Raw genomic sequence first — 24004 nt, forward strand, 5'->3', positions numbered from 1 at the left:
TTTCTGCCATGATACTCGTCATCGCACTCCTCGCACTGGTCGCGTGGGCGACCGTCGCCACCGTCATCGAACTCCGTCGCGACGGCTACCACCGCACGCCGACGGATTGGAGCCGCGTCGGCGGCCAAGACGTCCACCAGCAAGCCGAATCCGGACACGGCTATCGCTGAGCCCCGCTCGAGCCGCGGTGTATGGTCGGCTCATGATCCCGCTCGACAGCCTCGTCGCCTTCGCCGTGGCGTCCGTCGTGATCATCGCCATTCCCGGCCCGAGCGTGCTGTTCGTGATCGGCCGCTCCCTCTCACTCGGACGCCGCGCGGGCGTGCTCAGCGTCGTCGGCAACGCCCTCGGCACCGTGCCGGCCGTTCTCGCCGTGGCATTCGGGGTAGGCGCCATCGTCGCGTCTTCCGTGGTGGCGTTCACCATCATCAAGATCATCGGCGCCGCCTACCTGATCTGGCTCGGCGTGCAGGCCATCCGCCACCGTCACGATCACGTCCCCGATGCGGATCGAGCACCGGCCTCCGCCGCGACACTGCTGCGTCAGGGCTTCATCGTCGGGCTGACCAACCCGAAAACGATCGCATTCTTCGTGGCCGTGCTCCCCCAGTTCGTCGCCCCCGCGGCCGGACCGATCTGGGCACAGTTGCTGCTGCTCGGGCTCACCTTCCAGACGCTCGCGCTGATCTGCGACAGCGTATGGGCCCTCGCCGCCGGAACCGCACGCGCCTGGTTCGCCCGCTCGCCGCGCCGCATGTCGACGCTGTCCGGAACCGGAGGCGTGATGATGATCGGGCTGGGCGGCACGCTGGCGCTGACCGGCGCGAAGAGCTGAGCCGATTCCCCGGTGCGGATGGGGAGTGCCCCGACTACGCTCGTCGTCATGAGCGAGCCCCAGCAGCCTCCCGCGCATCTGCCCGCCGCCCCGCAGTACCCCGGCACGCACGCGTTCCCGACGCACGCGTCCAGTGCGCCGCCATCCGCCCCCGCCACTCCCGCGCAGCCGACCGCCGACCCCGCGTATCCGACGGCGTACCCGACCGCCGCTCCGGCCCACCCGGCCGGGGTTCCCGGCTATCCCGCGTCGTGGCCGGCCGCGGCGGTAGCCCCCGCCGCGCCTGCGGGCAGCGCTCTCGGGCGGACCGCCTTCGTGATCGCCGTCATCACACTCGCGGTCAACCTCATCTCGTCGATCGTCCGGTTGCTCATCTACACGTCGGACTTCGGATACGGATCCGCCTACGCGATCGATGACGCGATCGGCGTGATCTCCTTCTTCGCCTACGTCGTCGCCCTCGTGCTGGGGATCATCGCCGCGCGCCGACCGGGACCGCGCCTTCTCGCCGGCATCGCGATCGGAATCGCGGGCGCCGGCGCTCTGGGGATGATCTTCAGCTGGATCGGCATCGCCTTCCTGCGCTTCGCCTGAGCCTCAGCCTGCGTCAGCGCCCGGCGAGCACCCGCTCGTAGACCTCGACCATGGCCGCCGTGCGCGACGACTGACGGAACGCCTCGGCGACCTCGGGAACCGGCGTCGGAGCGGTGCCGGCGGCGATGTCGGATGCCGCCAGCCGCAGGGTCTCCGCGAGCGCGGCGAGCCGACGGGCCTCGAGTTCGCGGCCCGACGCGGTGGCGCCGGCATCCGGAACCGCCCACAGCCCTCCGCCGAGCTCGGCGGCGATGTCGGGGTCGCAGATCACGGAGGGCGTGCCGAGCGTGGCCGCCTCGAACGGGGTCATCCCCTGGGTCTCGAAGCCGATCGAGGTCTGCACGAGCGCGTCGGCGGCGGCGATCCGCTCCAGGGTCTGCGGGTAGGTCAGTCGTCCGGCGAAGCGCACGCCGTCGTGCCCGCGCACGATCTTCTCGGCCGCGGCGCGCTGCCCCCCACCGCCGATGATCTCGAGTTCCGCGTCGATTCCGGCGGCGACGAACGCCTCCAGGAACGGCAGCAGGCGCTTCTCGGGGCTCATCCGTCCGAGCCAGAGGAAACGGGGGCGTCCGGGCTCCCTGGCCGACGGTCGTGCAGCGAGCGTCTGTGCGCGCAGGTCATCGTCGATGCCGTTCCAGATCACGTCGACCCGCGGGAACACATCGTGCTGCTCGAGGCGTCGGGCGAAGTGCGTCGATGGCGCGGTCACGGCGGATGCTCCGGCGGCGAGACCGCGCAGGAACGACCAGCCGTCCACTCCCCGCGCGGGGTCGCCGATCCCGCGCATCGCCCCGCGGCGCCAGGCGTTCAACACGGCGAGCACGGGGCGGTGCAGCGGAGTGACGGCCGCGATCCCGACATCGACGCGGTTGTGCATGGTGTGCACGACCGGGATGCCGTGACGCTGGGCGTAGCGGTGCCCGATGAACGCGCCCCAGAAGTCGGCTTGCACGTGCACCAGGTCCACCGGCGGGCGGCGGGTCATGGCCTTGTCGAGGAAGCGGTCGGTCCCGCGACCGGGCCATGTCATCGAGTATTCGCGGTCGAGCGTGATCGGCATCGACGGCAGGTCGATGTACGCCCCACCGTGCGAGCCGGACGGCATGCGCGAGCCGTGCATCTTCGGCGCGACGACCGTGACGGTGTGTCCGGCGCGTTCGAGGAACTCCCGCTGGAGCCGCATCGACACCTGCGCTCCGCCGAGGGAGTCGAGGTGCTGATCGCCTAAGAAGACGATGTGCATGTCCGGCTACTCCGCCGCTGACGCGTCGCGGCGCTGTGAGCCGATGGGGATACTGTGCATGTCCGGCTGCTCGCTACTCGGGCAGCGGCTCGTCGCGGTACAGCGCCTCGAAGGTGTCGAGGGTGCGGTTGATGTCGTGGATCGCGACACCGTCGAGCGACGCGCGCTGCATCCGCTCGTACTCGGCAGGTTCCGCGGTGAGCACATCGGTCAGGCGCGCGGCGAGCTCATCGACGTTGCCCGGTTCGAACAGGTAGCCGTTCTCGCCGTCGTGCACGAGGTGCGGGAGGGCCACCGCATCCGCCGCGACGATCGGCAGCGCCGACGCCATGGCCTCCATGGTCGCGATGGACTGCAGCTCGGCGATCGACGCGATCACGAACAGGCTCGCGCGGGACAGCAGCGCCCGGAGCTCCTCGTCGGTGGTGCGCCCGTGGAACGTGACGCGGTCGGCGAGACCGAGCTGCGCGGCCAGGTGCTCCAGCTGCTTGCGCTGGTCGCCGCCGCCGACGATGTCGAAGGTCGTGTCGAGCGCCGGGTCGAGCTTCGTCATCGCCTTGAGGATGACCTCGACCTGCTTCTCGGCGGTGAGGCGTCCGACGAAGACGATGCGGTTCGCATCCCGCGGGGCGATCACCGGCGCGTACTGCGTGCGGTCGATGCCGCAGCTCACCGGGATCACACCCTCCACCTCAACCGTCTTCTCGAGGAAGTCGGCGGCGCGGCGCGTCGGGGTGGTGATGGCGCGGGTCAGGTCGAAGGTGCGCTTGGCGTCGGCCCAGGCGAACTTCAGGACGAGGTCGTCGATGAACTTCGGCATGGTCGTGTGGTCGAGGATGTTCTCGGCCATGACGTGGTTGGTCGCGATGACCGGGATGCCGCGCTCGTGCGCGACGTAGGCCAGGCCGCGGCCGATCACGATGTGCGACTGGATGTGCACGACATCCGGCTGCACCTGGTCGATGACCTTGCGGGCGTACGGCTTCGAGCGCCACGGCCAGACGAATCGCAGCCAGTCGTGGGGCGCCCAGCGCACCGACGGCAGCCGGTGCAGCGTCATCGGCTCGCCCTCGATGACCTCGGTGCGCGGCTGCGCACGGCGGTAGGCCTGGTTGGGGGCGACGACGTGCACGTCATGGCCGCGCTGCACGAGGCCCGCGGCGAGGCGCTCGGCGAAGCGGGCGGCGCCGTTGATGTCGGGCGCGAACGTGTCGCAGCCGATCACGATCTTCAAGGGGCGGGGCGCGGATTCGGCGGCGGGGCCGCTCGACGGATCGATCGGATCGTCGGAGGGAGTCACAGACATGCTGCCTTACGATGTGGCGGCCAAGGGAAAGCCCTGGTCGGGCGCTGGCCACTCTACCCGAGCGCCCTGCGCGGACGGCCGAGGCGTACCGGGCATCCCCAGCCTCAGCCGTTAGCGTGGAGCCATGCGACTGACTGCCGACGCCGATCCCCAGCTGTGGATTCCCGTGACGGACTCGCTCGGGTGGAGGGGCCGTCGGCACCGCAAGGCGGCTATCCGCATGCTGCTCGGCCAGGTCAACGCCGCGGTGGGCGCGACCGAGCGTCCCGGTTCGCGGTTCGGCGCGTGGGCGATGAGCCAGGCGGCGCCGATGCTGATGAAGCGGGCGGACGGCCGGGTGCTGGTGTGGACCTGGAAGGCCGAGCCGGACCTGGTCGTGGCGATGGCGACGGCACAGGTCCTGACGCCGGATGTGCGGATCGCGCGCGCGTCGATGCCGATGGACTACGACGACACGCAGTCGTTCCCCACCAGGCTCGGCGTGGGTGAGAAGCTTCTCGTGCCGATGCCGCCCTCGCCGGCGTCGCCGCCCTTCGCGACCTATACCTGGGACACCGGCACCCATCTGGTGACGCTGACCGCGGTGTGCAGCGACAAGGAGCGGTTCGGCACACTCATCGGCGCGCTCGATGAGCTGGCGCGCAGCATCCGCATCGCCGACGACCTCGCCGGCGGCGAGTCCCCCGACGTGCTGCGGCTCGATCCCGCCTGAGAGCACGGCATGCTTCACAAATAGTGAAGCTAGGTAACAATGTAGTAGCATCACGGTTATGGACCCTCTGCTGCTCGACCGCCTGCTCCAGATCGGCGACCTGTTCCAGCGCGACATGGCGCGGGCGTTCGAAGGCACGGGACTCACGACAGCCCGAGTCCACCTGCTGTGGATGCTGCAGCACGCGGGGCCGTCCACCCAGCAGACGCTCGCCCGGTTGTGCGAGGTCAGTCCCCGCAACATCACCGGCCTTGTCGATGCACTCGAAGCCTCCGGGCACGTGCGTCGCACCCCTCATCCGTCGGATCGGCGGGCCGTTCTGGTCGAGCTGACCGCCACGGCCGCCGACACGATGGCGCAGATGCAGAAGGAGCACACCGAGCTCAACTCGACCCTCCTGGACGCCGTCGCGCCGGAAGATCGCGACGCCATGGAGCGCGGAATCACCGCGATCGCCGACCACCTCGAGCAACTCGTGGCTCAGGCCGCGGACGAGCCCCCGAAGGACGCTCCGTGAGCGCCGAGCCGAGCGTGAGTCGGGCGAACCTACCCGCTCCTCCGCCCGCCCCGACCCGCACCGCCCGCGTCCTCAACATGCTCCATCGGGCGTGGATCGCCGAGCTCCGCGTGTACTCGAGCATCGGCCGCGCGATCGCCCGACGGCCCGCCGTTCCCGCCGGTGGAACCGGCATCGGCTACCACCGCCCGGTGCTGACGATCCTCATCATCTTCATCGTGCTGTCGGCGGTCGAGATCCCGATCCTCGACCTCATCGTGCACCCCTGGCCGGCGGTGCGGATCCCGATCCTCATCGTCGGGATCTGGGGGCTGACGTGGATGATCGGACTGCTCTGCGCGATGCTCCTGCGTCCGCATGCCGTGGCACCGGAGGGTATCCACGTGCGGAGCGGCCTTGAGGTCGACGTGTTCGTCCCGTGGGACGCGGTCGCGTCGGTGGCGATCGCGAAGCGCGTCGATGAGCCGAAGCAGCCGCGCATCACCCACGGCGAGCGCGGGGTCGAATACGCGGAGCGAATGCAGGACGAGACGAACATCGAGATCGAGTTGGAGCGTCCGTTCGCGATCCGCCTTCCCGGCCTCGCGCCGCGCGGTGGTCGGCACGATGTCACGAGCATCCACCTCTGGGCGGATGAGCCGCGCGCGTTCCTCGACGCTGCCCGCCCGTTCCTAATCTGAGCACGCCCTGCGCCGAGGCGGCAAGCCGTTCAGCCCAGCCCGTGCTCCGCGAGCCACTCCTTCGCCACCCCGGCGGGTGCCCGCACCAGCCAGGCATCCGTGATGATCTCGTCCAGCTGATCGCGGTCGATGGCGTCGAGACGCACCAGCAGCCCCGGATAGCCGTCGAAGTGCGGGATCGTGAAGAGCACCTCGGGTTCCGCGGCGAGCAGGGCCTCCTTCTCCTCGACGTCAGCGACGCGCACGGCGAGCACCTCTCCCGCGGGCCACTCGCGCCCGAGGTCGGAGAGCTGCCGCAGGTCGGTCGCGCTCGGGCCGCGAAGCCAGGCGAACTGCCCGCTCTTGACCCGGAACGCGGCCTCACCGGTGTGGCCGCTCACCGACTCCTCGGCGCCGGGCAGCGCCAGGGCGATCGCCCGCACGTCGTCGATGCTCGCCATCCCGCCATCGTCGCGTACGCGGGCGATCACCACAACGCCATGGCCTTTCGGCGCACGCTCTCCTGCTGCACCGAGTGCGACGAAGACGAGCTGTGCACAATCACCGGTTCTGGACTCATGCGGCACCGGAATACCGTGACATCGTGGGCCTCCGGATTCAGACTGGAGGCATGCGCTTGAACGACCCGCAGGTATGGACACTGATCGGGGTGTTCGCCGCCGTCATGCTCGGCGGCATGACGCTCATGACGACGCAGCTCAGCCGCGTGATCCGCGCCGAAGTCGGTCGCATCGACGCCACCCTCTCGGCGCGCATCGACGGCGTCGACGCGCGCCTGGGGCGCATCGAGTCGAAGCTCGACGACCTCGACAAAGAACTCACGAACCTCGCCGCACGGTTCTGGCGGTCACAGTAGCCCTCCCCCCGGTTCAGACCGTCACGTCTCCCACCAGGTTGACCCTGATTCCCATGCCCGCGAACATCGCGGCCTTGGCGATCAGAGCCTTGTCCGCCGTCTCGGCATCCGGAGCGTAGACGAGCTGTGCGTGGTTGGCCTTGTGGCGAGCCATGAACTGATCGCGGGAGACCCCGTGCAGCACGACGTGCGCGATCGGCCACTCCGGGTTCGTGGCGTCCTTGCGGCGCTGGGTCTCCTCGGCCGGGAGCTCGACGACCGACGCGCGGAAGATGTCCGCCTGCAGGATCCCGTCGGCGATGAACACGCGCGACAGCACGATCTCGCCCGGCTTCGAGACGCCGTTGATCGTGGCTCCGCCCGCGGGGAAGAACACGTGCCCCTGCCGCCAGCCCTCGGCGTTCTGCCATCCACCCAGGTGCGACGCCGGAACCGAGCCCGAGATCTCGTAGACCCAGACGAACTGCCCGTCGTACTCCTCGCCCCAGCGCACGTCGTGCAGGGTGTTGTCGGGAACGAGCCCCATCGCGCGCCACACGCGGTCGGTCACCAGCGCATCCACCGCCACGCCCTCGTCGGCCTCATTGAAGTGCGGGAACGCGCGGCCGTCGTGCAGCACCCGCGAACCGTCGCGGGAGGTCACGGGCGGACGCTGAGTCGAGTTCAAGATGCCCTCGGCGAGGTCGGACGCCGGAACCAGGTCCTTCAGTCCCTGCTGGTACTGGATGCCCACCGCGTCGAGGCCGAAGTCGTCGGCGATGCGGAGCGCGGCGATGTACATCTTCAACTGCCACTGCACCTGCTCGCGGGTGAGCTCGGTGGCGGCATCCTCGCCGTACCGGAAGGTCATGCCCGCATCGATCAGCCAGTCGTAGGCGGCGTCCGCCTCGGCCTCGGTGACCTCGAGCATCTCGGCGTAGAGGGCCGACTGCGACAGGCGCTCCTTGTAGATGCCCGTCTGGTTGAGCAGCTCGTCGTCGAAGATGGCGTTGTACATGCCCATGCAGCCCTCGTCGAAGACGCCGATGATCGCCTTCTCCGCCAGCAGCTCCGCGGCGAGCGCCTCGCCCAGCTGCTTCTCGGGGCTGTCGGGCAGCGCGGGCAGCGCGCGCACGTGCGAAGCGTCATGGGTGATGGCACCCGTCTCGGTCCACTCCTTGATGCCGGCCTTGAACCAGTCGTCCGAGAAGTCGACCGACCAGATCGTGGCGTAGGGCTTGTCCATCTTCGTCAGACCGGCGTTCAGGCCGAGCAGTCCGACGAGGCCGGGCCAATCGCCGGCGAAGTTCGCGACCGTGAGGATCGGGCCCTGGTGCGTGCGGAGGCCGGCGAGCACGTGGTGGGAGTACTGCCAGACGGCTTCGGCGACGATGAGCGGAGCATCGGTCGGGATGTTCTTGAAGACCTCGAGGCCCATGCGCTGGCTCGAGATGAAGCCGTGGCCCGTCTCGGGATCGACGTCGTTGGCGCGGACGACGGCCCATCCGAGGTCGTTGAAGACGCCGGTGACGCCGGCTTCGAGCTCCACCTGCACCGGCCAGCCGCCGGTGTTGGCAGCCTCGCGCAGGTCGCCCGAGGCGATCAGGTAGGCGGTCTTCGGCGCGGACGCCGGGCGGGACACGGGGGCGGGAAGTGCGTAGGTGGTCATGATTCCTCCGGGGTTGAGTGGGATGACGTGCCGCGCTGCTCGGCGGCGAGTTCATGGACGACGCTCTTCGTCCCGTCGTACAGGCGCACGTACCGGTCGAAGAGGGTGTCGTAGGTGACGCGCAGCTCAGGGTTCGGCGTGATGCGCTCGACGACGGGGTTCCAGTCGGTGATGAGCGGCGCCTCGCCCTCGGCCGCCACGGCGGCAGCAGCCAGGAAGGCCGCTCCGTAGCTCGCACCGATCGTCGTCTCCGGCACCTCCTGGACGAGTCCGGTGACATCGGAGACGATCTGCAGCCACAGCCGCCCCTGCGTACCGCCGCCGACCGCGACGATCCGGCGGATGTCGGCGCCGGCGGCCCGCATGGTCTCGACGTTGTGCCGCACGCCCAGGGCGGTGGCCTCGAGCGCCGCCCGGTACAGGTCTCCCCTGGTGTGCTCCAGCGTCAGTCCGGCGATCACGCCCCGCGCATCCGGGTCCTGGATGGGGGTGCGCTCGCCCGCGAAGTACGGGAGCATCAGCACACCGCGAGCGCCGACCGCCGATGCTTCCGCTTCGGCGAGGAGCTGCGGGTAGTCGGCATCGGTCAGCTCTTTGAGCCAGGTGGTCAGCGCGCCCGAGGTCGAGAGGCCTCCGGCGAGGTTCCGGGTTCCGGGGAACGCGCCGGCCGTCGTCCACATAGACGGGGTGCGCAGCGCGGGCTCCCCCGGGGTGACCGCGCTGGTGAACACCATGAACATCGTCGTCCCGTACATGAGCATCAGGTCGGCGGTCTCATGCGCGCCGACGCTGACGGCCTCGGTCCAGGCATCGATCGTGCCCGTGATGACGGGAGTTCCCGCCGGGATTCCGGTCGATTCGGATGCCTGCACGGTGACGGTGCCGGCGATGTCGCCCGCCCACGTCAGGCGCGGCTGCACGATCGTGGTGGCGTAGCGGCCCCAGAACGGGGCATGCCATCTCTCGCTCTCGATGTCGTAGAGGGGAGAGACCTGGCTCGCGGACTGATGGTCGAACACGTACGCGCCGGTGAGATGACGGACGAGCCACGATGCGGGCATGAACAGCCGTCGGGCGCGCGCCCAGGCCGCCGGCTCCTCCTCTTCGATCCAGGCGATCTTCGGCCCGCCGGCCTGCGAGGTGAGCACAGAGCCTCCGATGCGGGTGATCTCCTCGACGCCGAGCTCGGCGGTGATCCGTTCGATCTGGGCGGACGCGCGGGTGTCGACGCCGTAGAGGATCGCGGGTCGGACCGGCTGGTCGTTCTCGTCGGCGAGGAGGATGCAGGGGCCCATCCCGCTCACGCCGACAGCGACGATCTCGGCATCGGGGTGTGCGGCGCGCAGTTCGCGGGCGATGTCGACGAACTCGTCCCACCAGATCGAAGCATCCATCTCGACCCAGCCGGTGTGCGGCCGGGAGACGTCGTGCGCGCGGGTGGCGGTCGCGACGATGGTGCCGTCGTCCGCCACGAGCACGCCTTTGGTGCTCGATGTGCCGACGTCCACCCCGAGGGTGCATCGCATGGTGTCCTCCTTGATCACGCCTGGGGAAAGCGTAACTGAAATCGATTTCACAGCGCAAGCACGAAATCGTGGTTACGCATGCACCATCTGTCTCCGAGGCGATGCGGGCCGAGGCGATGCGGGCCGAAGCCTACGCGGGGCGCAGGGCCGTCGCGTGCCGGGTCTCGCCCCGCAGCACGACCGTGCGCGGGGCATGGGTGTCGCCGGCGATGCGCTCGAGGAGCATGCGCGCCGCCGTGACGCCCATGTGTCGGGCGGGCAGTTGCACCATCGTGACGGCGGTGGGCGAGAGCGTGGTGAAGGGCAGCGACCCGACGACCGCGACCCCGACTGCCGGCGGGGTGAGCCCGTGTTCCGTGAGCACCTGGATCGCCCCGACGCCGATGAGGTTGTTTCCGGCGACGACGGCGTCGGGCGGCTCGGGAAGGGCGAGCAACTCCTCCATCGCCGCACGCGCGCCGTCGACACGGAAGGTCGCGAACCGCTGCAGCTGGTCGATGTCGGCCTGGCGGCCCGCCGAGGTGAGCGCCGCCCGCCAGCCGGCGGCGCGTTCGGCCGCGGTGTCGATGTCTTCCGGACCGCCGATGTAGGCGATGCGTCGATAGCCGGCGGCGATCAGGGACTCGGTCGCCGCGACGCCCGCCTCGCGGTTCGCCATCACGACGACATCGAGCTCATGGCGCGTGACACGGTCGACGGCCACCACCGGCCGACCGGTGGAGAGGATGCTGTCGAGATCCGTCGCCTTCGACGCCGCCGCGATGATCATGCCGGACATGTGCTCGGCGATCGCGATCTGCAGGTACGTCGCCTCTTTCTCGGTCTGCGAGTCGGAGTTGCAGAGCACCACCGAGTACCCGGCCTCGGAGGCGACATCCTCGACCCCGCGCGCCATCTCGGTGAAGTAGGGGTTCTCGATGTCGGGGATGACGAGGGCGATGACCTCGGAGGTCTGGGTGCGCAGCGTGCGGGCGGCGCGGTTCGGCGTGAAGTTCAGCTCGTGCGCCGCGGCACGCACGGCCTCGATCTTCTCGGGCGAGACTCTGGTGCCGTTGAACACCCGCGAGACGGTCGCCGGCGAGACGCCCGCGCGCCGCGCGACGTCGTAGATCGTGGTCATTTCCCGCCCTCTGCTGCCCGGATGCTTCACCCTACCGGCCTCTCCGGACGACACCCGCGATCGCGCGTCATGCGGTCTCGCGGGCATCCTCCTCGGCGGTGATCACGATGTTCTCCTGCAGGCTCGCGAAGACCGTGTCCAGGCGGGCTCGACCGTCGTCGTCGAGTGTCGGGAGCGGGGAGCGGCAGTCCCCGAGCGGCACCGACAGCGTGCCGCCGAGGTACTTGGCCGCGCCGAACACGCCGACCTCGACCATGCCCTCGACGGTGTCGTTGATGCGCACCTGCACGTCGCGCGCGCCGGCGAGGTCGCCGGACTCGAACCGTCGACGCAGCGACAGGAAGAGCTCGATCTGCAGGCTCACGGTGGTGCCGATCGCCCCGCGTGCGCCGATCGACAGCGCCGGCAGGTAGAACTCGTCGAAGCCGTTGATCAGCGTCAGGTGCGGGTAGCGGCGGAGGATCCGCTCCGCCCCATACAGGTTGCGCGAGGTGTGTTTGACGCCGATCACCTGGGGCAGAGCGAGCAGCTCGTCGAAGCCGCCCTCGGAGATGTCGCGCCCAGTGAACTGCGGGATGTTGTAGAGGATGAAGGGCAGCTCGACCGCATCGATCACGGTGCGGAGGTGCCGCACGACATCCGCCGTCGAATAGCCGTAGTACAGCGGCGGGATCATGGAGATCGCTGCGACACCGGCATCCTTCGCCGCGGCGGCGATGCGCACCGCCTCTCCCGTCGACATCGCGCCGACGTGCGAGACCACGGGCACGCGCCCCGCGGCAGCCGTGACGGCGGTCTCGGCCACGGCGATGCGCTCGGCCTCGGAGAGCAGCACGCCCTCGCCGGACGACCCGCAGATGTAGAGGCCCTCGACGCCGCGACGGATGTCGGTGTCGAGCATGGTCGCGAGCGCGCCGTGATCGACGCTCTCGTCGCCGCGCATCGGGGTGACCGCCGCCGTGAACAGGCGCGCGCCGAGAAGATCGCTCACCATGCGGTCCACCCGCCGTCGACCACGAGGTTCGAGCCGGTCATGTACGTCGACGCGTCGGACGCGAGGAAGACCAGCGCGCCGTTGTACTCGTCGGCCTCGGCCATGCGGCCGATCGGCATCCGGGCGATGTAGTTCGCCTGGAACTTTGCATCCTGCGTGTCCCGCCGGACGCCCGAGGGCGTGAGCGTGTTGACGCGGATGCCCGCACGACCCCAGTACGTGGCGCAGTAGCGGGTGAGGTTGTAGAGCCCCGACTTCGCCGCCGAGTACGCGACCGGCTTGATGAACGGGATGCCGGTGTCCTCGGCCTTGTAGGCGTAGATGTCCTGCACGGGCGACACCATCCCGTAGATGGATCCCACATTGACGATCGAGCCGCCGACGCCGGCGTCGCGCATCCGCCGACCCGCGGCCTGTGTCACGAGGAACGTGCCGACGAGGTTGGTGTCGACGACCTCGCGGAACACGTCGACGGGGAACTCCTCGAACGGCCCGGAGACCTCCGGCGGCGCGCTGGGCTGTGTGTCGAGTCCGGCGTTGTTGACGACGACGGTCGGTACGCCCCAGGTCGCCGCGACCTGGTCGAGTCCTGCGTCCACGCTGGCCTGGTCGGTGATGTCCATCGCCACGGCGAGCAGGCGTCCATCCGGGTCGTCGATGCCGAGACGCGCGGCGGGATCGGCCACCTCGCTGCGAGAGGTCACGGCGACGCGCGCGCCCCGCTGGTGCAGCGAGCGGACGAACTCCGCGCCGATCTGGCCGAAGCCGCCGGTGACGACGACCACCTTGTCCCGCACCGAGAAGAGCGGGTCGAGTCCTTCAGACATGTATCGATACTCCAGATTGCAGGGCGGTCAGCCCTTGACGGATCCCGCGGTGAGCCCGGACACGATGCCGCGCTGCGCCCACAGGAAGAAGATGATCGCGGGCAGCGCGAAGAGCAGTGCGCACAGCATGACGATGTTCATCGGCGTGTAGAACTGCCCGAGGAACGACGACAGTCCGACGGATGCCGGCCACAGGTCGGACGACGAGATGAAGGTGTTCGCGAACATGAACTCGTTCCAGCCGTCGAAGAACGCGATGACGGCGGCGGCCGCGATGCTCGGCATGATCAGCGGGAGCACGATCGTGGTCAGGATGCGCAGGCGCGAGCAGCCGTCGATGCGGGCCGACTCCTCGATCTCGTACGGGATCTTGTCGATGCCGCTCTTGATGATGAACATGCTCACGGGCATCACGAACGCGGTGTCGGCGAGCACGAGCCCCCAGTGGCTGTTGAGCAGCCCGGCGCCGGCGAAGATCGCGTACAGCGGGACGATGATCAGCGCCTCCGGCAGCATCTGCGTGCTGAAGAAGATGAAGCCGGCGACGCCGCGGCCGTGGAACTTGTACCGGCTGAGCGCATAGGCGGCCATGGTCGCCAGCACGAGGCTGAGGATCGTGGTGCCGGCGGCGATCACGAACGAGTTGCCGAGCCAGCGCAGGATCGGGATGTCGGAGAGGAAGCCGCCCCACTGGCCGATGTTCTGCACCTCGGGGAGCAGCGGCTGGCTGCCGCCGTAGAGCGAAGCCTCGGTGCCGAGCGACGTCGCCAGCATCCAGTACACCGGGAATCCGGCGAAGACGACGAGCAGCGTGATGAGAACGGCCTTGCCGAGGCTGCCGAACTTGGCGCCGATTCCGCGGCGACGCGGGAGATCGGTGGGGATGCGCACGGTGGTCATCGCTGGCTCTCCTGACGTTCTTGGATCTGCTCGACGATGAAGTAGACGACAGTGACCAGCAGCGACAGCACCAGGCCGAGGGCGCCGATGGCCGCGGCGCGTCCGAGGTTCTGATCCTGGAACGCGGTGCGGTAGACGTTCACGACGAGCGTGTTGGTGACGTCGAGCGGTCCCCCACCGGTGATCAGGAAGATGATCTCGAAGCGCCGGATCGACCAGATCGTCATGAGCAGCGTGATGACGCGCACGGTCGGCATGATGTGGGGCAGGGTGACGGCGCGGAAGGACTGGAAGCGCGTGGCGCCGTCGACCCAGGTCGCTTCGCGGAGCTCGTGCGGCACGCTCTGCAGGGCGCTGAGCATGACCAGCATCACGAGCGGCGTGAGCTTCCAGACCGTCGCGAGCGTCACCGCGAACAGCCCGTACTTCGGATCGACGAGCCAGCCGTGCTCACCGAGGCCGAGCGCCGAGGTGGTGCGGTTCAGGATGCCCTGCTCGTTGTTGTAGATCCAGACGAAGATGAGGGCGGCGGCCACTGTCGGCACGGCCCACGGGATCGTCGCGATGGCACGGATGATGCCGCGCCCCTTGAAGGCGGTGTTGAGGAGCAGCGCTCCGGCGGTTCCGATGCCGACCGAGAAGACCACCGTGAAGAGCGTGTAGAGGAGAGTCGTGATGACGGACGACCAGAACTTGTCGCTCGACAGCAGGTACTCGTAGTTCTCCATGCCGACCGGTCGTCCCCCGGCGGGGTTGACCAGCTTGGTCGCCGTGAACGACAGCAGCACGCCGCGGATCAGGGGGAAGACCGTGAAGATCGCCAGGTACGCGATCGCCGGGAAGAGGAAGAGGTAGGCGCCGTTGCGCTCGATGAAGCGTCCGATCGCGCCGGTGTCGCGGCGTCGCCGTGGCGGCGAAGCTGAGGGCGTCTGTGGTCGCGCCTCGAGCGTGGGGGTGGCCATGGCCGGGGTCCTTTCGCGTGTCGCGGGATGACCGAGGGGCGGACAGCGGGGTGATGCCCGCCCCTCGGGGTGCTCAGCCGAGTTCGGCTTCGAGGTTCTCCTGAACCTCGGCCAGCTTCGCCTTCACGTCGCCGCCGTTGACCCGCAGGTCTTCGACCGCGGTGAGGACCTCGCGCCAGACGACCTTGCTCTCGGTCTCGAAGCCCTCGACGAGCGTCGACTTCGAGGTCTTGGCGGCCTCGAGGAACTGCGTCGCCCACGGGTTGGCCTCGAGGAAGGCAGCATCCGGTTCGACGTCGGTGGCCATGGCCGAGGCGCCGAGGCCGGCGCGGATGGCGGTCTGGCCCTCTTCACCGAGCACCCAGCGCACGAAGTCCTTGGCGGCTTCCTTGTTGTCGCTGTTCGCGTTGACGGCGATGATCAGCTGCGAGTTCGAGCCGGGGTTCGCGAGCGGCAGCGGAGCCGCTCCCATGTTCTGGCCGTTCACGGCGTTGTCCGGGTTGCTCGTGATGGTCGTCGCGACACCGGAGTTCTCGAACAGCATTCCGACCTGGCCCTGGCCGAACTTCGCGCGGAAGGTCGACGCGTCGTCGCCGATGGGGGCGACGCCCGAGGCGAACGTCTCGAGGAACGCCTCGACGGCCTCGACGTTCTCGGCCTTGTCGATCGTGAGCTTCTTCCCGTCGCTGAGCTCGCCGCCGAATCCGTAGATCCAGTTCGCCATCTCCAGCGTCCAACCGTCGATCTCGGCGGTCTGGTGACGGCCGGCCCAGCCGGAGATGCCCAGCTCGTCCTTGATCGTCTTCGCCGTGGTGAGGAACTCATCGAACGTCGTCGGGACCTCGAGCCCCAGTTCGGCGAAGATGTCCTTGTTGTAGATGACGGTGCTGTAGGTCGGGCGCTCCCAGTTGAAGCCGTACTGGCCGCCGTCGAACACACCGGCCTCGTTCGTGTTGTTGAGCGTGTCGCCGAGCTCGTCGGCGATGTCATCGAGCGGCTCGAGCACGCCGGCGTCGACGAGCGAGGCGAACTGGCTGTCCTGCAGCACCATCACGTCGGGGCCGCCGCCGGCACCCAGCTCGGTGCTGAGCTTGTCGGCGTAGTTCGCGAACGGGATCTCGACCTTGGTCAGCTCGATGTTGTCATCGGGTCCGGTGTAGCCCTTGACGGCGTCCCAGATGATCGGGCCCTTGCCGTCTTCGAGGAACTGCCAGTTGGAGAACGTGAGCTCTCCCCCGGCGCTTCCGGCATCCGACGAGTCGTCGCCGGCGGCGCAGCCGGCCAGGGCGATGGTCGCGGCAGCGACGAGGCCGGTGATCCGCAGCGCGCGGGCTCGGCGGGACGGGTGTGCGTGGTTCGACTTCACTGTTCACTCCTTTGGGCAGCAAGTTCTATGCGACGGTGCATCCGAGTTCTCGCCGGGTCTGCGTGAAATCGGTTTCATCACCATAACTCCGCATTCACAGCGGTGTCAAGAATGAAATGGTTACGCAACCTTATCGTGCCGCATCCGTCAACCGGAACGGCGCACATGCCCGCAGACGACGGATGCCGCGGGGTCGCCCCCGCGGCATCCGTGTCACTGCTCTGCTGTCAGGCGAGCCACGCCGGCGCTCGACCGCGCAGGAACGCACCATCGACCGAGAACCGTCCGGCACCGGTGAACGCGAGCGCCAGCGCCGCGGCGCCGAGGACGGCGACGAACTCGTATCCGCCCTCTCCGACCCAGAGCCCGGCGGGCAGGTGCACGGCGACGAGCGCGACGATCATGTCGACCGCCAGCAGGATGCCGACCGGGCGCGTGAAGAGCCCGAGCATCAGCAGCAGTCCGCCGACGAGTTCGACGAATGCGACGACCGGCGCCGCGATCTCGGGGAGGGGGATCCCCATGCCCGCGAAGCTGCCTATCGTTCCGGGCAGTGTGAACTCGAAGATCTTCTGCGCGCCGTGCGCGGCGAAGATCGCGCCGACCACGACGCGCAGGATCAGCAGTCCCAGCGAGGGTGCGGCAGAGGAGGCTTTGGTGTTCGTCATGAGGAGTTGTTCCTTCGTGGCAGGACACCCGCGCCAGGCGCGGAGCAGGGTCGTTCCCTGCTTCCACGCTAGGAAGCGCACTTTTCCATCTCCTGTGATCGCCCTCCGACGAGGCCCCGGTCAGCGGTGCGCGGCGACCACCTCGGCGACAGCGGTGCGCTCGGCATCGGTCGGCTCCGCGATCGCCATACGGCAGTACGCGTCGACGACGTCGAGGACGCGGTACGCCTCCTTCATGCGCGCCATGTCTCCGCCGATCAGCGAGACGACGTCATCGACCGCGGCCTGGGCGACCGCGATCGCCTCGACATCGCCCGATCGTCCGGCGTCGGCCAGGGCTCGGAACGGCTTCGGGGTGACGGACGAGACCCCGGACACGACCCCCTGCGCCCCCGCGTCGACGGCGGCGATGAGGTCGCGGTCGGCGCCGGTGTACAGCTCGAAGTCGGCGGGGACGACGGCGCGATACGCAGCGATCTCGTCGAGGGACAGCTCGCTGAGCTTCGCGCCCACGATGTTCGGCAGCTCCGCGAGCCGCACCAGCAGCTCGGGCGAGACGGTGTTGCCGCTGCGCGCAGGGTAGATGTACACGTACAGGCGCCCGTCGCCGACGGCATCCGACACCGCCCGGAAGTAGTCGAAGATCGCATCCTCGGTCGACTTCAGGTAGTACGGGGTGAGGGCGGCGAACTCGGTCACGCCGAGGCGCTTGGCGATCTCGACGAGCCGCACCGCCTCGAAGGTGCTCGGCTGGCCGACATGCACGATGACGCGCATCCGGTCCTGCAGCTCCTCGACGGCGGCGGCGACGAGCGCCGTGAACTCGGCGACGTCGACGGCCGGGAACTCCCCGGTCGTGCCGAGGATGAAAGCCCCCTCGTTGCCCGAGTCGCCGACGAAGCGGAAGATCGCGCGCGATCCCTCGAGGTCGAGGCTGCCGTCGCGGCGGAACGCGGTCGGAACGGCGGTCAGGATGTCGTAGCGGGTCACTTCTCGGTCTCCTCGGAGTTCTTGCGGGACTTGCGGGTGCGGCGCGTGGGCACGTCGACGTTGCGGACGGTCGAGGTGAGCAGGTCGGGCTGGGCAGCCAGCTCGTCGTGCGCCTTCTCGATCTGCTGGATGCTGTCGTCGTGCAGGATCGAGTCCGCCAGTGCTGCGCGCTCGGCGCGGGGCTTGCGGGCCGCCCGGATGGCCGGCATCACGATCGAGAGCACGGCCAGCGCGAGCAGCACGATCGCGATCGGGCTGACGACCTCGAAGAACGGCCGCGTGGGGAGGATCGCCAGCGTGCGGGCGAGGTTCTCCTCGGCGAGCGGCCCGAGGAGAAGACCCAGCACGATGGGACCCGCGGGCACCTGCATGCGCTTGAGCAGCACGCCGATCACGCCGAACACGAGCATGGTGACGACCGTGGAGAGGCTGTTCGAGGTGGCGTAGGTGCCGATGATGCAGAAGATCAGGATGCCGCTCCACAGGTAGGGCTGCGGCACATCGAGGAGCTTGACCATGCCCTTCATGCGGATGAGGCTCAGCACGAGCGACAGGATCGTGGCGATCAGCATGATGCCCACGATGGAGACCACGAGGTCGGGGCGGTTGGTGAACAGCGTCGGACCGGGGGTGATGCCCCAGATGATCATCGAGCCGATCATCACGGCCATCACCGAGTCGCCCGGGATGCCGAGGGCCATGGTGGTCGTCAGCGAGCCGCCGAGCGTGGCGCTGGATGCGGTGTCGCTGGCGGCGACGCCCTCGATGGATCCCTTGCCGAACATCTCGGGGTGCTTGGAGGCCTTGCGTGCGCGCTCCCAGCCGATGAGTCCGGCGATGTCGCCGCCCGCCGCGGGGATGAGGCCGACGCCGAGTCCGACGGCGCCGCCGACCGCGGTCGCGCGGCCGCTCTGCTTCAGCTCGGCGCGGTTCGGCCACCAGCGGCCGAGGCTCGAGATCGGACGCACGGCCGACTTGCGGTACGTGAGCAGTTGATCGAACAGCTCGGCGATGCCGAAGAGTCCGATGATGACGGCGATGAAGTTCACACCCTCGACGAGTTCGAGGACCCCGAAGGTGAAGCGCTGGTCGGCGGTCGCGGCGTAGGTCCCGACGCTGCCGAGCATGAGGCCGAAGAGTCCGGCGAGGATGCCCTTGAGCATCGACTTCGACGAGATGCCGATCATGATCGCGATGCCGAAGACGACGAGGGCGAACAGCTCGGGCGACTTGAAGTAATCGCGGGCGAAGCTGGCGATGGGCACGGCGGCGACCGCGAAGAGCACGAGGGAGGCGAGGATGCCGACCGCCGAGACGATCGCGGAGATGGTCAGGGCGAGTCCTGCCCTGCCCTGCTTGGCCATCGGATATCCGTCGAGGGTGGTGGCGATGGATGCCGGAGTGCCGGGGGTGTTGATGAGGATCGACGGCACCCGGTCGCCGAAGTTCGCGGCGACGTAGATGGTCAGCAGCACCGCGAGACCCTGCACGGGCTCGAGGGTCATCGTGAAGCCTGCGGCGAGGGCGACGGCCATGGTCGCGGTGATGCCGGGGAAGGCGCCGACCATGAAGCCGAGCACGAGGCCGACGAGCATGTAGAGCAGGATCGAGATGTCGAGGAGCGAGTTCAGCCCCTCCATGAGCGCGTTCACAGGGGGATCCTCAGGAGCATCCCGAACACGACGTAGACGAACGCCGTGACCGAGGCGGAATAGATGATGAGGCTCAGCCAGCGGCGGTGGCCGTAGAGGAGCATGAGGGCGGCCATCAGCAGGGCTGCGGCGACGGGGAAGACCTCGACGCGGTAGCCGAAGAGGATGACGGAGCCCAGCGACCACAGTGCGATGAAGGCACCGGTGATGGCGAGGGTGGCGATGACGCGCAGGTAGCCGCCGGGCTGGATGCGCTCGAGGTCTTCGCGGGTCGGGGCCGGCCGGGTGATGGCGACGGCGAGCAGCGCGATGGCGATCACCACTCCGGTGACTCCGATGACGAGGGGCCAGAAGCGGGCGTCGATCTGCCCGGGAGCGGCTTCGCGGCGCAGCGGGATCTGCGTCGAGAGGAAGAGGTAGCCGGAGGTGAACGCCAGGGCGACGACCGCGAACACGATCTCGAGGCGCCGGGATGCGGGCGCACCCTGGTACTCGTCGTCAGGCTCGCCGCGGCCCGCCGGTTCCGCGGCGGTGTCGGGGGTGGACATCATGCTCCTTCTTTCGTCGAAGAGGAACGGCTGCGGGGCCGACCTGCGCCGGCCCCGCAGTCCTCTCAGCCCAGGAGGTCCTTGAACAGGTCGAACTGCTCGTCGACGAACGTGGTCCATTCGGCGGAGTCGCGGTAGACGACCAGGTTCCCGGCGTCGGCCTGGAACTTCTGGTAGCTGTCGGAGTCGACGGCTTCCTTGACCGCGGCCTCGAGGGTCGACTTCACGTCGTCGGGCAGGCCCTTGGGGGCGTAGATGCCGCCCCAGCCGCCGAAGATGACGTCTTCGCCGATGGCCTCTTCGACCGTCTCGACGTCTTCCGCGTCGGGGTGGCGCTCGTCGTTCATGACGGCGAGGATGCGCACTGCGTCGCCCTGCGCCAAAGCCTCGCCGAGGCCCGAGACGGCCGCGACGGTCTCACCCGAGGCGGCTGCGGCGACGGCCGTCGCTCCGCCGTCATAGGGCACCGGGGTGAACTCGGCGTCGGTCGCGCTGCCGAGTCCGATGGTCGCCGCCTCCCAGATGGAGCCGGCACCCGAGTTCGCGACGGTGACCGCACCGGCCTTCGCCTGGGTGACGAGGTCTTCGAGGGTGTCGATGCCGCTGTTCGCGCCGACCGTGACGACACCGGGGGCGAGCATGATCTGGCCGAGCAGGTCGAAGTCCTCCGGCTGCACGTTGGCGCCCTGCGTGGTGTTCAGCATGGCGATCTCGACGGGCGCGAATCCGATGACGTAGCCGTCGGGATCCTGCGCGCCCACGTACTCCATCGCGAGAGCGCCGGCGGCACCGGGCATGTTCTCCGGGATGACGCTGACGTCGAGGATCTTCTCGAGCTCCGTGGCGAGCGCGCGCGACGAGAGGTCGGATCCTCCGCCGGGGTTGGCCTGGATGATGAGCCGGATGTCGTTCTCGGGGAAGGCCGATCCGGCCTCTTCGCCCTCTTCGACCTTGGTGCAGGCCGAGACGATGAGAGCGGTGGCTACGAGGGCGGCGATCGCGGCGGCCGCCCGGGTGATGCGCTTGCGGGGCATCTTTGCTCCTCTACGTGGGTCGACCTTGTTGTCGACCCCCTGAGGCTAGCAGTGTTGACTGTTAACAGTCAACACTGACGCACCCTTTAGACTGACGCACCCTCTCGACTGACGCACCCTCTCGACTGACGCACCCTCTCGACTGACGCAGCCTCTCGACCGGCGCAGCCTCTCGACCGGCGCAGCCTCTCGATCGACGGATGCTCGCGGTCAGGCGCGGGCGGCGATCTCGGCGAGCATGCGCTCGCGGGCACCGTCGAGGTGTTCCGACAGCACCTTCGCGGCCTGGGCGGGCTTTCCACTGCGCATCACGTCCATGAGCTTGACGTGGTCGCCGGACGACTCGTGCAGGTCTTCGTCGTGGTTGATCGTGACCTCGAGCAGCGCGGTGAAGGTCGGGAGGTACTGATTCCAGGCGCCTTCCAGACGGGGGTGGTCGGCGAGGGCATAGATCTGCGAGTGGAATTCGAGGTCGGCGGCCACGAAGGCCGCGTGATCACCGGCATCCGCCGCCTCACCCATGCGCCCGACGGCGGCCGCCATCGCGGTCCATCGGGAGTCGTCTTCGACGCGCATCGCCCGGGAGAGCGCGAGCTGCTCGAGGGCGCCGCGCAGGCTGTAGAGCTGATCGACGTCGTCGTGCGTGAGTCCGACGATGTAGACGCCGCGGGGGCGCTGCACCTCGACGAGCTTCTCGAAGCTGAGCTGCGTGAGCGCGTCGCGCACGGGTCCGCGGCTGACCGAGAACTCCTCGGCCAGTGCCTCCTCGGTGATGCGTGCGCCGGGGGCGAGTTCGCCGCGCACGATGCGCTGCCGCAGGACACGGGCCACCTGCGCGCCGAGGGACTCTCCACGCTTCACGGACTGCGTCATGGTGACCTCCTGTTAACTGTTGACAGGATACACACCGTGATCGGCACGGCGCCTAGGCGCTCCCGCGCGGGTCCCAGAGCACGACCTCGGTCGAGCGACGGATGCGGCGCCCGGTCGGCATCGGCACGACTCCCGCGGAGCCGGCGGCGAACACGCGCACGCCCGGACGGTTCTCGCGCTCGATGCGCAGCGCGCCCTCGAGCACGGCGATGCGATTGCGCAGCATCCGGTTCTCGTCTTCGAGGTCGAGCAGGCGTGCGATGGCGGGAAGGCTCACGCCTTCGGAGGAGAGCTGGGCGACCTCGCGCAGCTGCTCGATGTTGCGAGGGGAGTAACGGCGGGATCCGCCGGTGGTGCGCCCGGGGACCACGAGCCCGATGCGGTCGTACTGCCGCAGGGTCTGCGGGTGGAGGCCGGAGAGCTCGGCGGCGGCCGCGATCGCGAACACCGGGGTGTCGGCGTTCATCATGAACGCCTCCGCCCCCGGTGCCCGCTTCGACGACCGGTCATCGCCGCGCCTTGGCCATCAGCTCGGCCCGCGGGTTCTCCTCGGGCTCGAGCTCCTGGAACTTCTGCAGCGCCTCGCGAGCGGCGTCGTCGAGGTGCGTGGGTACCGCGACCTGGAGCTCGGCGAGCAGGTCGCCGGTGCCCTTGGAGGTCGCGACGCCGCGTCCCTTGACGCGCAGCACCCGCCCGGAGGGGGTGCCGGGCGCGACGCGGAGCTTGACCACGTCGCCGCCGAGCGTCGGAACCTCGATCGTCGCACCGAGAGTCGCCTCGGTGAACGTCACCGGCACCACGACGCGGAGGTTGAGGCCGTCACGCGTGAAGACCGGATGCGGTCGCACCGCGATCTGCACCACGATGTCGCCGCTCTCTCCGCCGTCGGGCGAGGGCCGGCCGCGGCCGCGCAGACGGATCTTCTGCCCGTCGGCGACGCCCGCGGGGATCTTCACCTTGAACGGCTTGCCGTCTTCGCCCTGCAGGGAGATGGTCTCCCCCTGCACGGCGGTGACGAAGTCGAGCGTGGTGCGTGCGGTGACATCGGCGCCGCGCTGCGGACCGCCGAAGCCGCGGTAGCCGCCGCTCGTCTGCCCGAAGCGGCCGTTGCCGAAGCTCGCGCCCTGACCCTGGTTGAACATCGCGAAGATGTCCTCGAAGTCCGCGGTCTGCCCTCGGCCCTGCTGACCGTACCGGCTGAACACGTCTTCGAAGCCGCCGGCGCCCTGACCGCTCGCGGTGAAGCGAGCGCCCGAGCCCATGGCGCGGATCTCGTCGTACTCCTTGCGCTGTTCGGCGTCGGAGAGAACCGAGTAGGCCTCGCTGACCTCCTTGAACTTCGCCTCGGCTTTGGCATCACCCTGATTGGAGTCCGGGTGGTACTTCCGCGCGAGCTTGCGATACGTCTTCTTCAGATCCGCATCACTGACGTCCTTGGAGACCCCGAGGGTCTTGTAGAAGTCCTTGTCGAACCAATCCTGGCTGGCCATCGATCACCTACTCCGCAGGGGCAGCGACGACGACCTTCGCGGGGCGCAGCTCGACGTCTCCGAGGCGGTAGCCCACCTCGACGACCTCGAGGATCGTGGTCTTCTCGGCTCCCGGAGTCGGCTGCTGGAAGATGGCCTCGTGGCGCTGCGGGTCGAAATCCTCGCCCTTCTCGCCGTACGCGACCACACCGAGGCGCTCCACGACCGTGCGCACCTTGTCGGCGATCACGGCGAACGGGGTGCCGTCGACGAGGTCACCGTGCTGAGCGGCGCGGTCGAGGTCGTCGAGCACGGGGACCAGGCCCTTGGCGGCCTCGCCCTTCGCGCGCTCGATCTCGACCTGGCGCTGCTCTTCGGTGCGGCGACGGTAGTTGGCGTATTCGGCCTGCAGGCGCTTGAGGTCGTTCAGCAGGGTCGACTCGAGGTCGGCGAGCACGGCGTCTTCTGCCGCGGCCTCGCCGGTCTGCGTCGCCCCGAGGATGTCGTCGACCGTGAGGTCGTCTGCGCCGTCGATCGGGGTCTCGTCCGACCCCTCGGCGGCTGCTGCCTCGCGGGAGTCCGGGTGGTGCGGCGCGGGGCCGGACGCCTGAGCGTCCGACCCCTCGCTGCGACCTTCGGCGGACTCAGGATTCTGGTTCTCGTCGAAGTTCTTGTCCGTCATGA

General features: G+C 69.0%; 27 protein-coding genes. 7 read left to right on the forward strand and 20 right to left on the reverse strand.

Annotated features, from left to right (window positions below; all coding sequences use genetic code 11):
* The first annotated feature begins 8 nt into the window (after positions 1-8).
* The 3 genes from BQ2383_RS19320 to BQ2383_RS07310 are packed head-to-tail and all read left to right on the forward strand — an operon-like array spanning position 9 to position 1429.
* Positions 9-170, forward strand: a complete 162-nt coding sequence (locus BQ2383_RS19320) for a hypothetical protein (RefSeq protein ID WP_167381558.1) — start codon at positions 9-11, stop codon at positions 168-170.
* A 32-nt stretch (positions 171-202) separates the two neighbouring features.
* Positions 203-835, forward strand: coding sequence for a LysE family translocator (locus BQ2383_RS07305; RefSeq protein WP_091031859.1), 633 nt, complete (start codon positions 203-205; stop codon positions 833-835).
* A gap of 48 nt (positions 836-883) precedes the next feature.
* Complete coding sequence (locus BQ2383_RS07310) at positions 884-1429, forward strand: hypothetical protein (protein WP_091031862.1); 546 nt, start codon at positions 884-886, stop codon at positions 1427-1429.
* A gap of 13 nt (positions 1430-1442) precedes the next feature.
* Here the strand turns inward: BQ2383_RS07310 and BQ2383_RS07315 are convergent, their stop codons facing one another.
* Positions 1443-2672, reverse strand: coding sequence for a glycosyltransferase (locus tag BQ2383_RS07315; RefSeq protein ID WP_091031865.1), 1230 nt, complete (start codon positions 2670-2672; stop codon positions 1443-1445).
* Positions 2673-2745: 73 nt separating this feature from the next.
* A complete protein-coding gene (locus tag BQ2383_RS07320) occupies positions 2746-3978 on the reverse strand; it encodes a glycosyltransferase (protein ID WP_091031868.1) in 1233 nt (410 codons plus the stop codon).
* Positions 3979-4102: 124 nt separating this feature from the next.
* Between BQ2383_RS07320 and BQ2383_RS07325 the strand changes: the two genes are divergently transcribed.
* Genes BQ2383_RS07325 through BQ2383_RS07335 form a run of 3 tightly spaced genes read left to right on the forward strand, consistent with a single transcriptional unit; the run spans position 4103 to position 5887 of the window.
* Complete coding sequence (locus tag BQ2383_RS07325; protein WP_091031872.1) at positions 4103-4690, forward strand: hypothetical protein; 588 nt, start codon at positions 4103-4105, stop codon at positions 4688-4690.
* Positions 4691-4748: 58 nt separating this feature from the next.
* On the forward strand, positions 4749-5207 hold the full coding sequence (locus BQ2383_RS07330; RefSeq protein WP_091031876.1) for a MarR family winged helix-turn-helix transcriptional regulator: 459 nt from the start codon (positions 4749-4751) through the stop codon (positions 5205-5207).
* Positions 5204-5887: a hypothetical protein gene (locus tag BQ2383_RS07335; RefSeq protein WP_244175930.1), complete on the forward strand. Its 684-nt coding sequence runs from the start codon at positions 5204-5206 to the stop codon at positions 5885-5887. Before BQ2383_RS07330 ends, BQ2383_RS07335 begins: the two co-directional genes overlap by 4 nt.
* A gap of 29 nt (positions 5888-5916) precedes the next feature.
* Here the strand turns inward: BQ2383_RS07335 and BQ2383_RS07340 are convergent, their stop codons facing one another.
* On the reverse strand, positions 5917-6327 hold the full coding sequence (locus tag BQ2383_RS07340; RefSeq protein ID WP_091032305.1) for an MmcQ/YjbR family DNA-binding protein: 411 nt from the start codon (positions 6325-6327) through the stop codon (positions 5917-5919).
* A 170-nt stretch (positions 6328-6497) separates the two neighbouring features.
* Here BQ2383_RS07340 and BQ2383_RS07345 point away from each other — a divergent pair, with 170 nt between their 5' ends.
* On the forward strand, positions 6498-6743 hold the full coding sequence (locus BQ2383_RS07345) for a hypothetical protein (RefSeq protein ID WP_091031879.1): 246 nt from the start codon (positions 6498-6500) through the stop codon (positions 6741-6743).
* 13 nt (positions 6744-6756) lie between these two features.
* Here the strand turns inward: BQ2383_RS07345 and BQ2383_RS07350 are convergent, their stop codons facing one another.
* The 17 genes from BQ2383_RS07350 to BQ2383_RS07430 form a co-directional block, all read right to left on the reverse strand.
* On the reverse strand, positions 6757-8391 hold the full coding sequence (locus BQ2383_RS07350; protein ID WP_091031880.1) for a fucose isomerase: 1635 nt from the start codon (positions 8389-8391) through the stop codon (positions 6757-6759).
* A complete protein-coding gene (locus tag BQ2383_RS07355) occupies positions 8388-9917 on the reverse strand; it encodes an FGGY-family carbohydrate kinase (RefSeq protein WP_091032308.1) in 1530 nt (509 codons plus the stop codon). The genes BQ2383_RS07350 and BQ2383_RS07355 overlap by 4 nt, the downstream gene beginning before the upstream one ends.
* Positions 9918-10047: 130 nt before the next feature.
* The gene (locus BQ2383_RS07360; RefSeq protein WP_091031883.1) at positions 10048-11037 is read right to left on the reverse strand and encodes a LacI family DNA-binding transcriptional regulator; all 990 of its coding nucleotides are present in this window, start codon (positions 11035-11037) and stop codon (positions 10048-10050) included.
* Positions 11038-11104: 67 nt separating this feature from the next.
* Positions 11105-12031: a dihydrodipicolinate synthase family protein gene (locus BQ2383_RS07365; RefSeq protein WP_140403315.1), complete on the reverse strand. Its 927-nt coding sequence runs from the start codon at positions 12029-12031 to the stop codon at positions 11105-11107.
* Positions 12025-12858, reverse strand: coding sequence for an SDR family oxidoreductase (locus BQ2383_RS07370; protein WP_091031888.1), 834 nt, complete (start codon positions 12856-12858; stop codon positions 12025-12027). The genes BQ2383_RS07365 and BQ2383_RS07370 overlap by 7 nt, the downstream gene beginning before the upstream one ends.
* Positions 12859-12885: 27 nt before the next feature.
* Positions 12886-13758 carry a carbohydrate ABC transporter permease gene (locus tag BQ2383_RS07375; protein WP_081860046.1) on the reverse strand — a complete coding sequence of 291 codons (873 nt, stop codon included), beginning with the start codon at positions 13756-13758 and terminating at the stop codon, positions 12886-12888.
* The gene (locus BQ2383_RS07380; RefSeq protein ID WP_091031891.1) at positions 13755-14720 is read right to left on the reverse strand and encodes a carbohydrate ABC transporter permease; all 966 of its coding nucleotides are present in this window, start codon (positions 14718-14720) and stop codon (positions 13755-13757) included. The genes BQ2383_RS07375 and BQ2383_RS07380 overlap by 4 nt, the downstream gene beginning before the upstream one ends.
* A 73-nt stretch (positions 14721-14793) precedes the next feature.
* Positions 14794-16086: an ABC transporter substrate-binding protein gene (locus BQ2383_RS07385; protein WP_091031893.1), complete on the reverse strand. Its 1293-nt coding sequence runs from the start codon at positions 16084-16086 to the stop codon at positions 14794-14796.
* Positions 16087-16313: 227 nt separating this feature from the next.
* The gene (locus BQ2383_RS07390) at positions 16314-16754 is read right to left on the reverse strand and encodes a DoxX family protein (protein ID WP_091031896.1); all 441 of its coding nucleotides are present in this window, start codon (positions 16752-16754) and stop codon (positions 16314-16316) included.
* A 120-nt stretch (positions 16755-16874) separates the two neighbouring features.
* Positions 16875-17744: a dihydrodipicolinate synthase family protein gene (locus BQ2383_RS07395; RefSeq protein WP_091031898.1), complete on the reverse strand. Its 870-nt coding sequence runs from the start codon at positions 17742-17744 to the stop codon at positions 16875-16877.
* The gene (locus BQ2383_RS07400) at positions 17741-19396 is read right to left on the reverse strand and encodes a tripartite tricarboxylate transporter permease (RefSeq protein ID WP_091031904.1); all 1656 of its coding nucleotides are present in this window, start codon (positions 19394-19396) and stop codon (positions 17741-17743) included. Before BQ2383_RS07400 ends, BQ2383_RS07395 begins: the two co-directional genes overlap by 4 nt.
* Positions 19393-19947, reverse strand: a complete 555-nt coding sequence (locus BQ2383_RS07405) for a tripartite tricarboxylate transporter TctB family protein (protein ID WP_091031908.1) — start codon at positions 19945-19947, stop codon at positions 19393-19395. Before BQ2383_RS07405 ends, BQ2383_RS07400 begins: the two co-directional genes overlap by 4 nt.
* A 62-nt stretch (positions 19948-20009) precedes the next feature.
* The gene (locus BQ2383_RS07410; protein WP_091031914.1) at positions 20010-20978 is read right to left on the reverse strand and encodes a tripartite tricarboxylate transporter substrate binding protein; all 969 of its coding nucleotides are present in this window, start codon (positions 20976-20978) and stop codon (positions 20010-20012) included.
* Between the two features lie 210 nt (positions 20979-21188).
* The gene (locus tag BQ2383_RS07415) at positions 21189-21851 is read right to left on the reverse strand and encodes a GntR family transcriptional regulator (protein ID WP_029261340.1); all 663 of its coding nucleotides are present in this window, start codon (positions 21849-21851) and stop codon (positions 21189-21191) included.
* Between the two features lie 52 nt (positions 21852-21903).
* The gene (locus BQ2383_RS07420) at positions 21904-22317 is read right to left on the reverse strand and encodes a heat shock protein transcriptional repressor HspR (RefSeq protein WP_091032310.1); all 414 of its coding nucleotides are present in this window, start codon (positions 22315-22317) and stop codon (positions 21904-21906) included.
* 40 nt (positions 22318-22357) lie between these two features.
* Positions 22358-23341, reverse strand: coding sequence for a DnaJ C-terminal domain-containing protein (locus tag BQ2383_RS07425; RefSeq protein WP_091031920.1), 984 nt, complete (start codon positions 23339-23341; stop codon positions 22358-22360).
* Between the two features lie 7 nt (positions 23342-23348).
* Positions 23349-24002, reverse strand: coding sequence for a nucleotide exchange factor GrpE (locus BQ2383_RS07430; RefSeq protein ID WP_091031923.1), 654 nt, complete (start codon positions 24000-24002; stop codon positions 23349-23351).
* Positions 24003-24004: the final 2 nt, after the last annotated feature.

This window comes from Microbacterium oxydans, assembly GCF_900095745.1.
GTDB classification, from domain to species: domain Bacteria; phylum Actinomycetota; class Actinomycetes; order Actinomycetales; family Microbacteriaceae; genus Microbacterium; species Microbacterium oxydans_B.

Bases quoted from the DNA above. Each gene is read 5' to 3' on its own strand.
- BQ2383_RS19320 (WP_167381558.1), top strand. From the start codon at position 9: ATGATACTCGTCATCGCACTCCTCGCACTGGTCGCGTGGGCGACCGTC.
- BQ2383_RS07305 (WP_091031859.1), top strand. From the start codon at position 203: ATGATCCCGCTCGACAGCCTCGTCGCCTTCGCCGTGGCGTCCGTCGTG.
- BQ2383_RS07310 (WP_091031862.1), top strand. From the start codon at position 884: ATGAGCGAGCCCCAGCAGCCTCCCGCGCATCTGCCCGCCGCCCCGCAG.
- BQ2383_RS07315 (WP_091031865.1), bottom strand. From the start codon at position 2,672: ATGCACATCGTCTTCTTAGGCGATCAGCACCTCGACTCCCTCGGCGGA.
- BQ2383_RS07320 (WP_091031868.1), bottom strand. From the start codon at position 3,978: ATGTCTGTGACTCCCTCCGACGATCCGATCGATCCGTCGAGCGGCCCC.
- BQ2383_RS07325 (WP_091031872.1), top strand. From the start codon at position 4,103: ATGCGACTGACTGCCGACGCCGATCCCCAGCTGTGGATTCCCGTGACG.
- BQ2383_RS07330 (WP_091031876.1), top strand. From the start codon at position 4,749: ATGGACCCTCTGCTGCTCGACCGCCTGCTCCAGATCGGCGACCTGTTC.
- BQ2383_RS07340 (WP_091032305.1), bottom strand. From the start codon at position 6,327: ATGGCGAGCATCGACGACGTGCGGGCGATCGCCCTGGCGCTGCCCGGC.
- BQ2383_RS07345 (WP_091031879.1), top strand. From the start codon at position 6,498: ATGCGCTTGAACGACCCGCAGGTATGGACACTGATCGGGGTGTTCGCC.
- BQ2383_RS07350 (WP_091031880.1), bottom strand. From the start codon at position 8,391: ATGACCACCTACGCACTTCCCGCCCCCGTGTCCCGCCCGGCGTCCGCG.
- BQ2383_RS07355 (WP_091032308.1), bottom strand. From the start codon at position 9,917: ATGCGATGCACCCTCGGGGTGGACGTCGGCACATCGAGCACCAAAGGC.
- BQ2383_RS07360 (WP_091031883.1), bottom strand. From the start codon at position 11,037: ATGACCACGATCTACGACGTCGCGCGGCGCGCGGGCGTCTCGCCGGCG.
- BQ2383_RS07365 (WP_140403315.1), bottom strand. From the start codon at position 12,031: ATGGTGAGCGATCTTCTCGGCGCGCGCCTGTTCACGGCGGCGGTCACC.
- BQ2383_RS07370 (WP_091031888.1), bottom strand. From the start codon at position 12,858: ATGTCTGAAGGACTCGACCCGCTCTTCTCGGTGCGGGACAAGGTGGTC.
- BQ2383_RS07375 (WP_081860046.1), bottom strand. From the start codon at position 13,758: ATGACCACCGTGCGCATCCCCACCGATCTCCCGCGTCGCCGCGGAATC.
- BQ2383_RS07380 (WP_091031891.1), bottom strand. From the start codon at position 14,720: ATGGCCACCCCCACGCTCGAGGCGCGACCACAGACGCCCTCAGCTTCG.
- BQ2383_RS07390 (WP_091031896.1), bottom strand. From the start codon at position 16,754: ATGACGAACACCAAAGCCTCCTCTGCCGCACCCTCGCTGGGACTGCTG.
- BQ2383_RS07405 (WP_091031908.1), bottom strand. From the start codon at position 19,947: ATGATGTCCACCCCCGACACCGCCGCGGAACCGGCGGGCCGCGGCGAG.
- BQ2383_RS07410 (WP_091031914.1), bottom strand. From the start codon at position 20,978: ATGCCCCGCAAGCGCATCACCCGGGCGGCCGCCGCGATCGCCGCCCTC.
- BQ2383_RS07415 (WP_029261340.1), bottom strand. From the start codon at position 21,851: ATGACGCAGTCCGTGAAGCGTGGAGAGTCCCTCGGCGCGCAGGTGGCC.
- BQ2383_RS07420 (WP_091032310.1), bottom strand. From the start codon at position 22,317: ATGAACGCCGACACCCCGGTGTTCGCGATCGCGGCCGCCGCCGAGCTC.
- BQ2383_RS07425 (WP_091031920.1), bottom strand. From the start codon at position 23,341: ATGGCCAGCCAGGATTGGTTCGACAAGGACTTCTACAAGACCCTCGGG.
- BQ2383_RS07430 (WP_091031923.1), bottom strand. From the start codon at position 24,002: ATGACGGACAAGAACTTCGACGAGAACCAGAATCCTGAGTCCGCCGAA.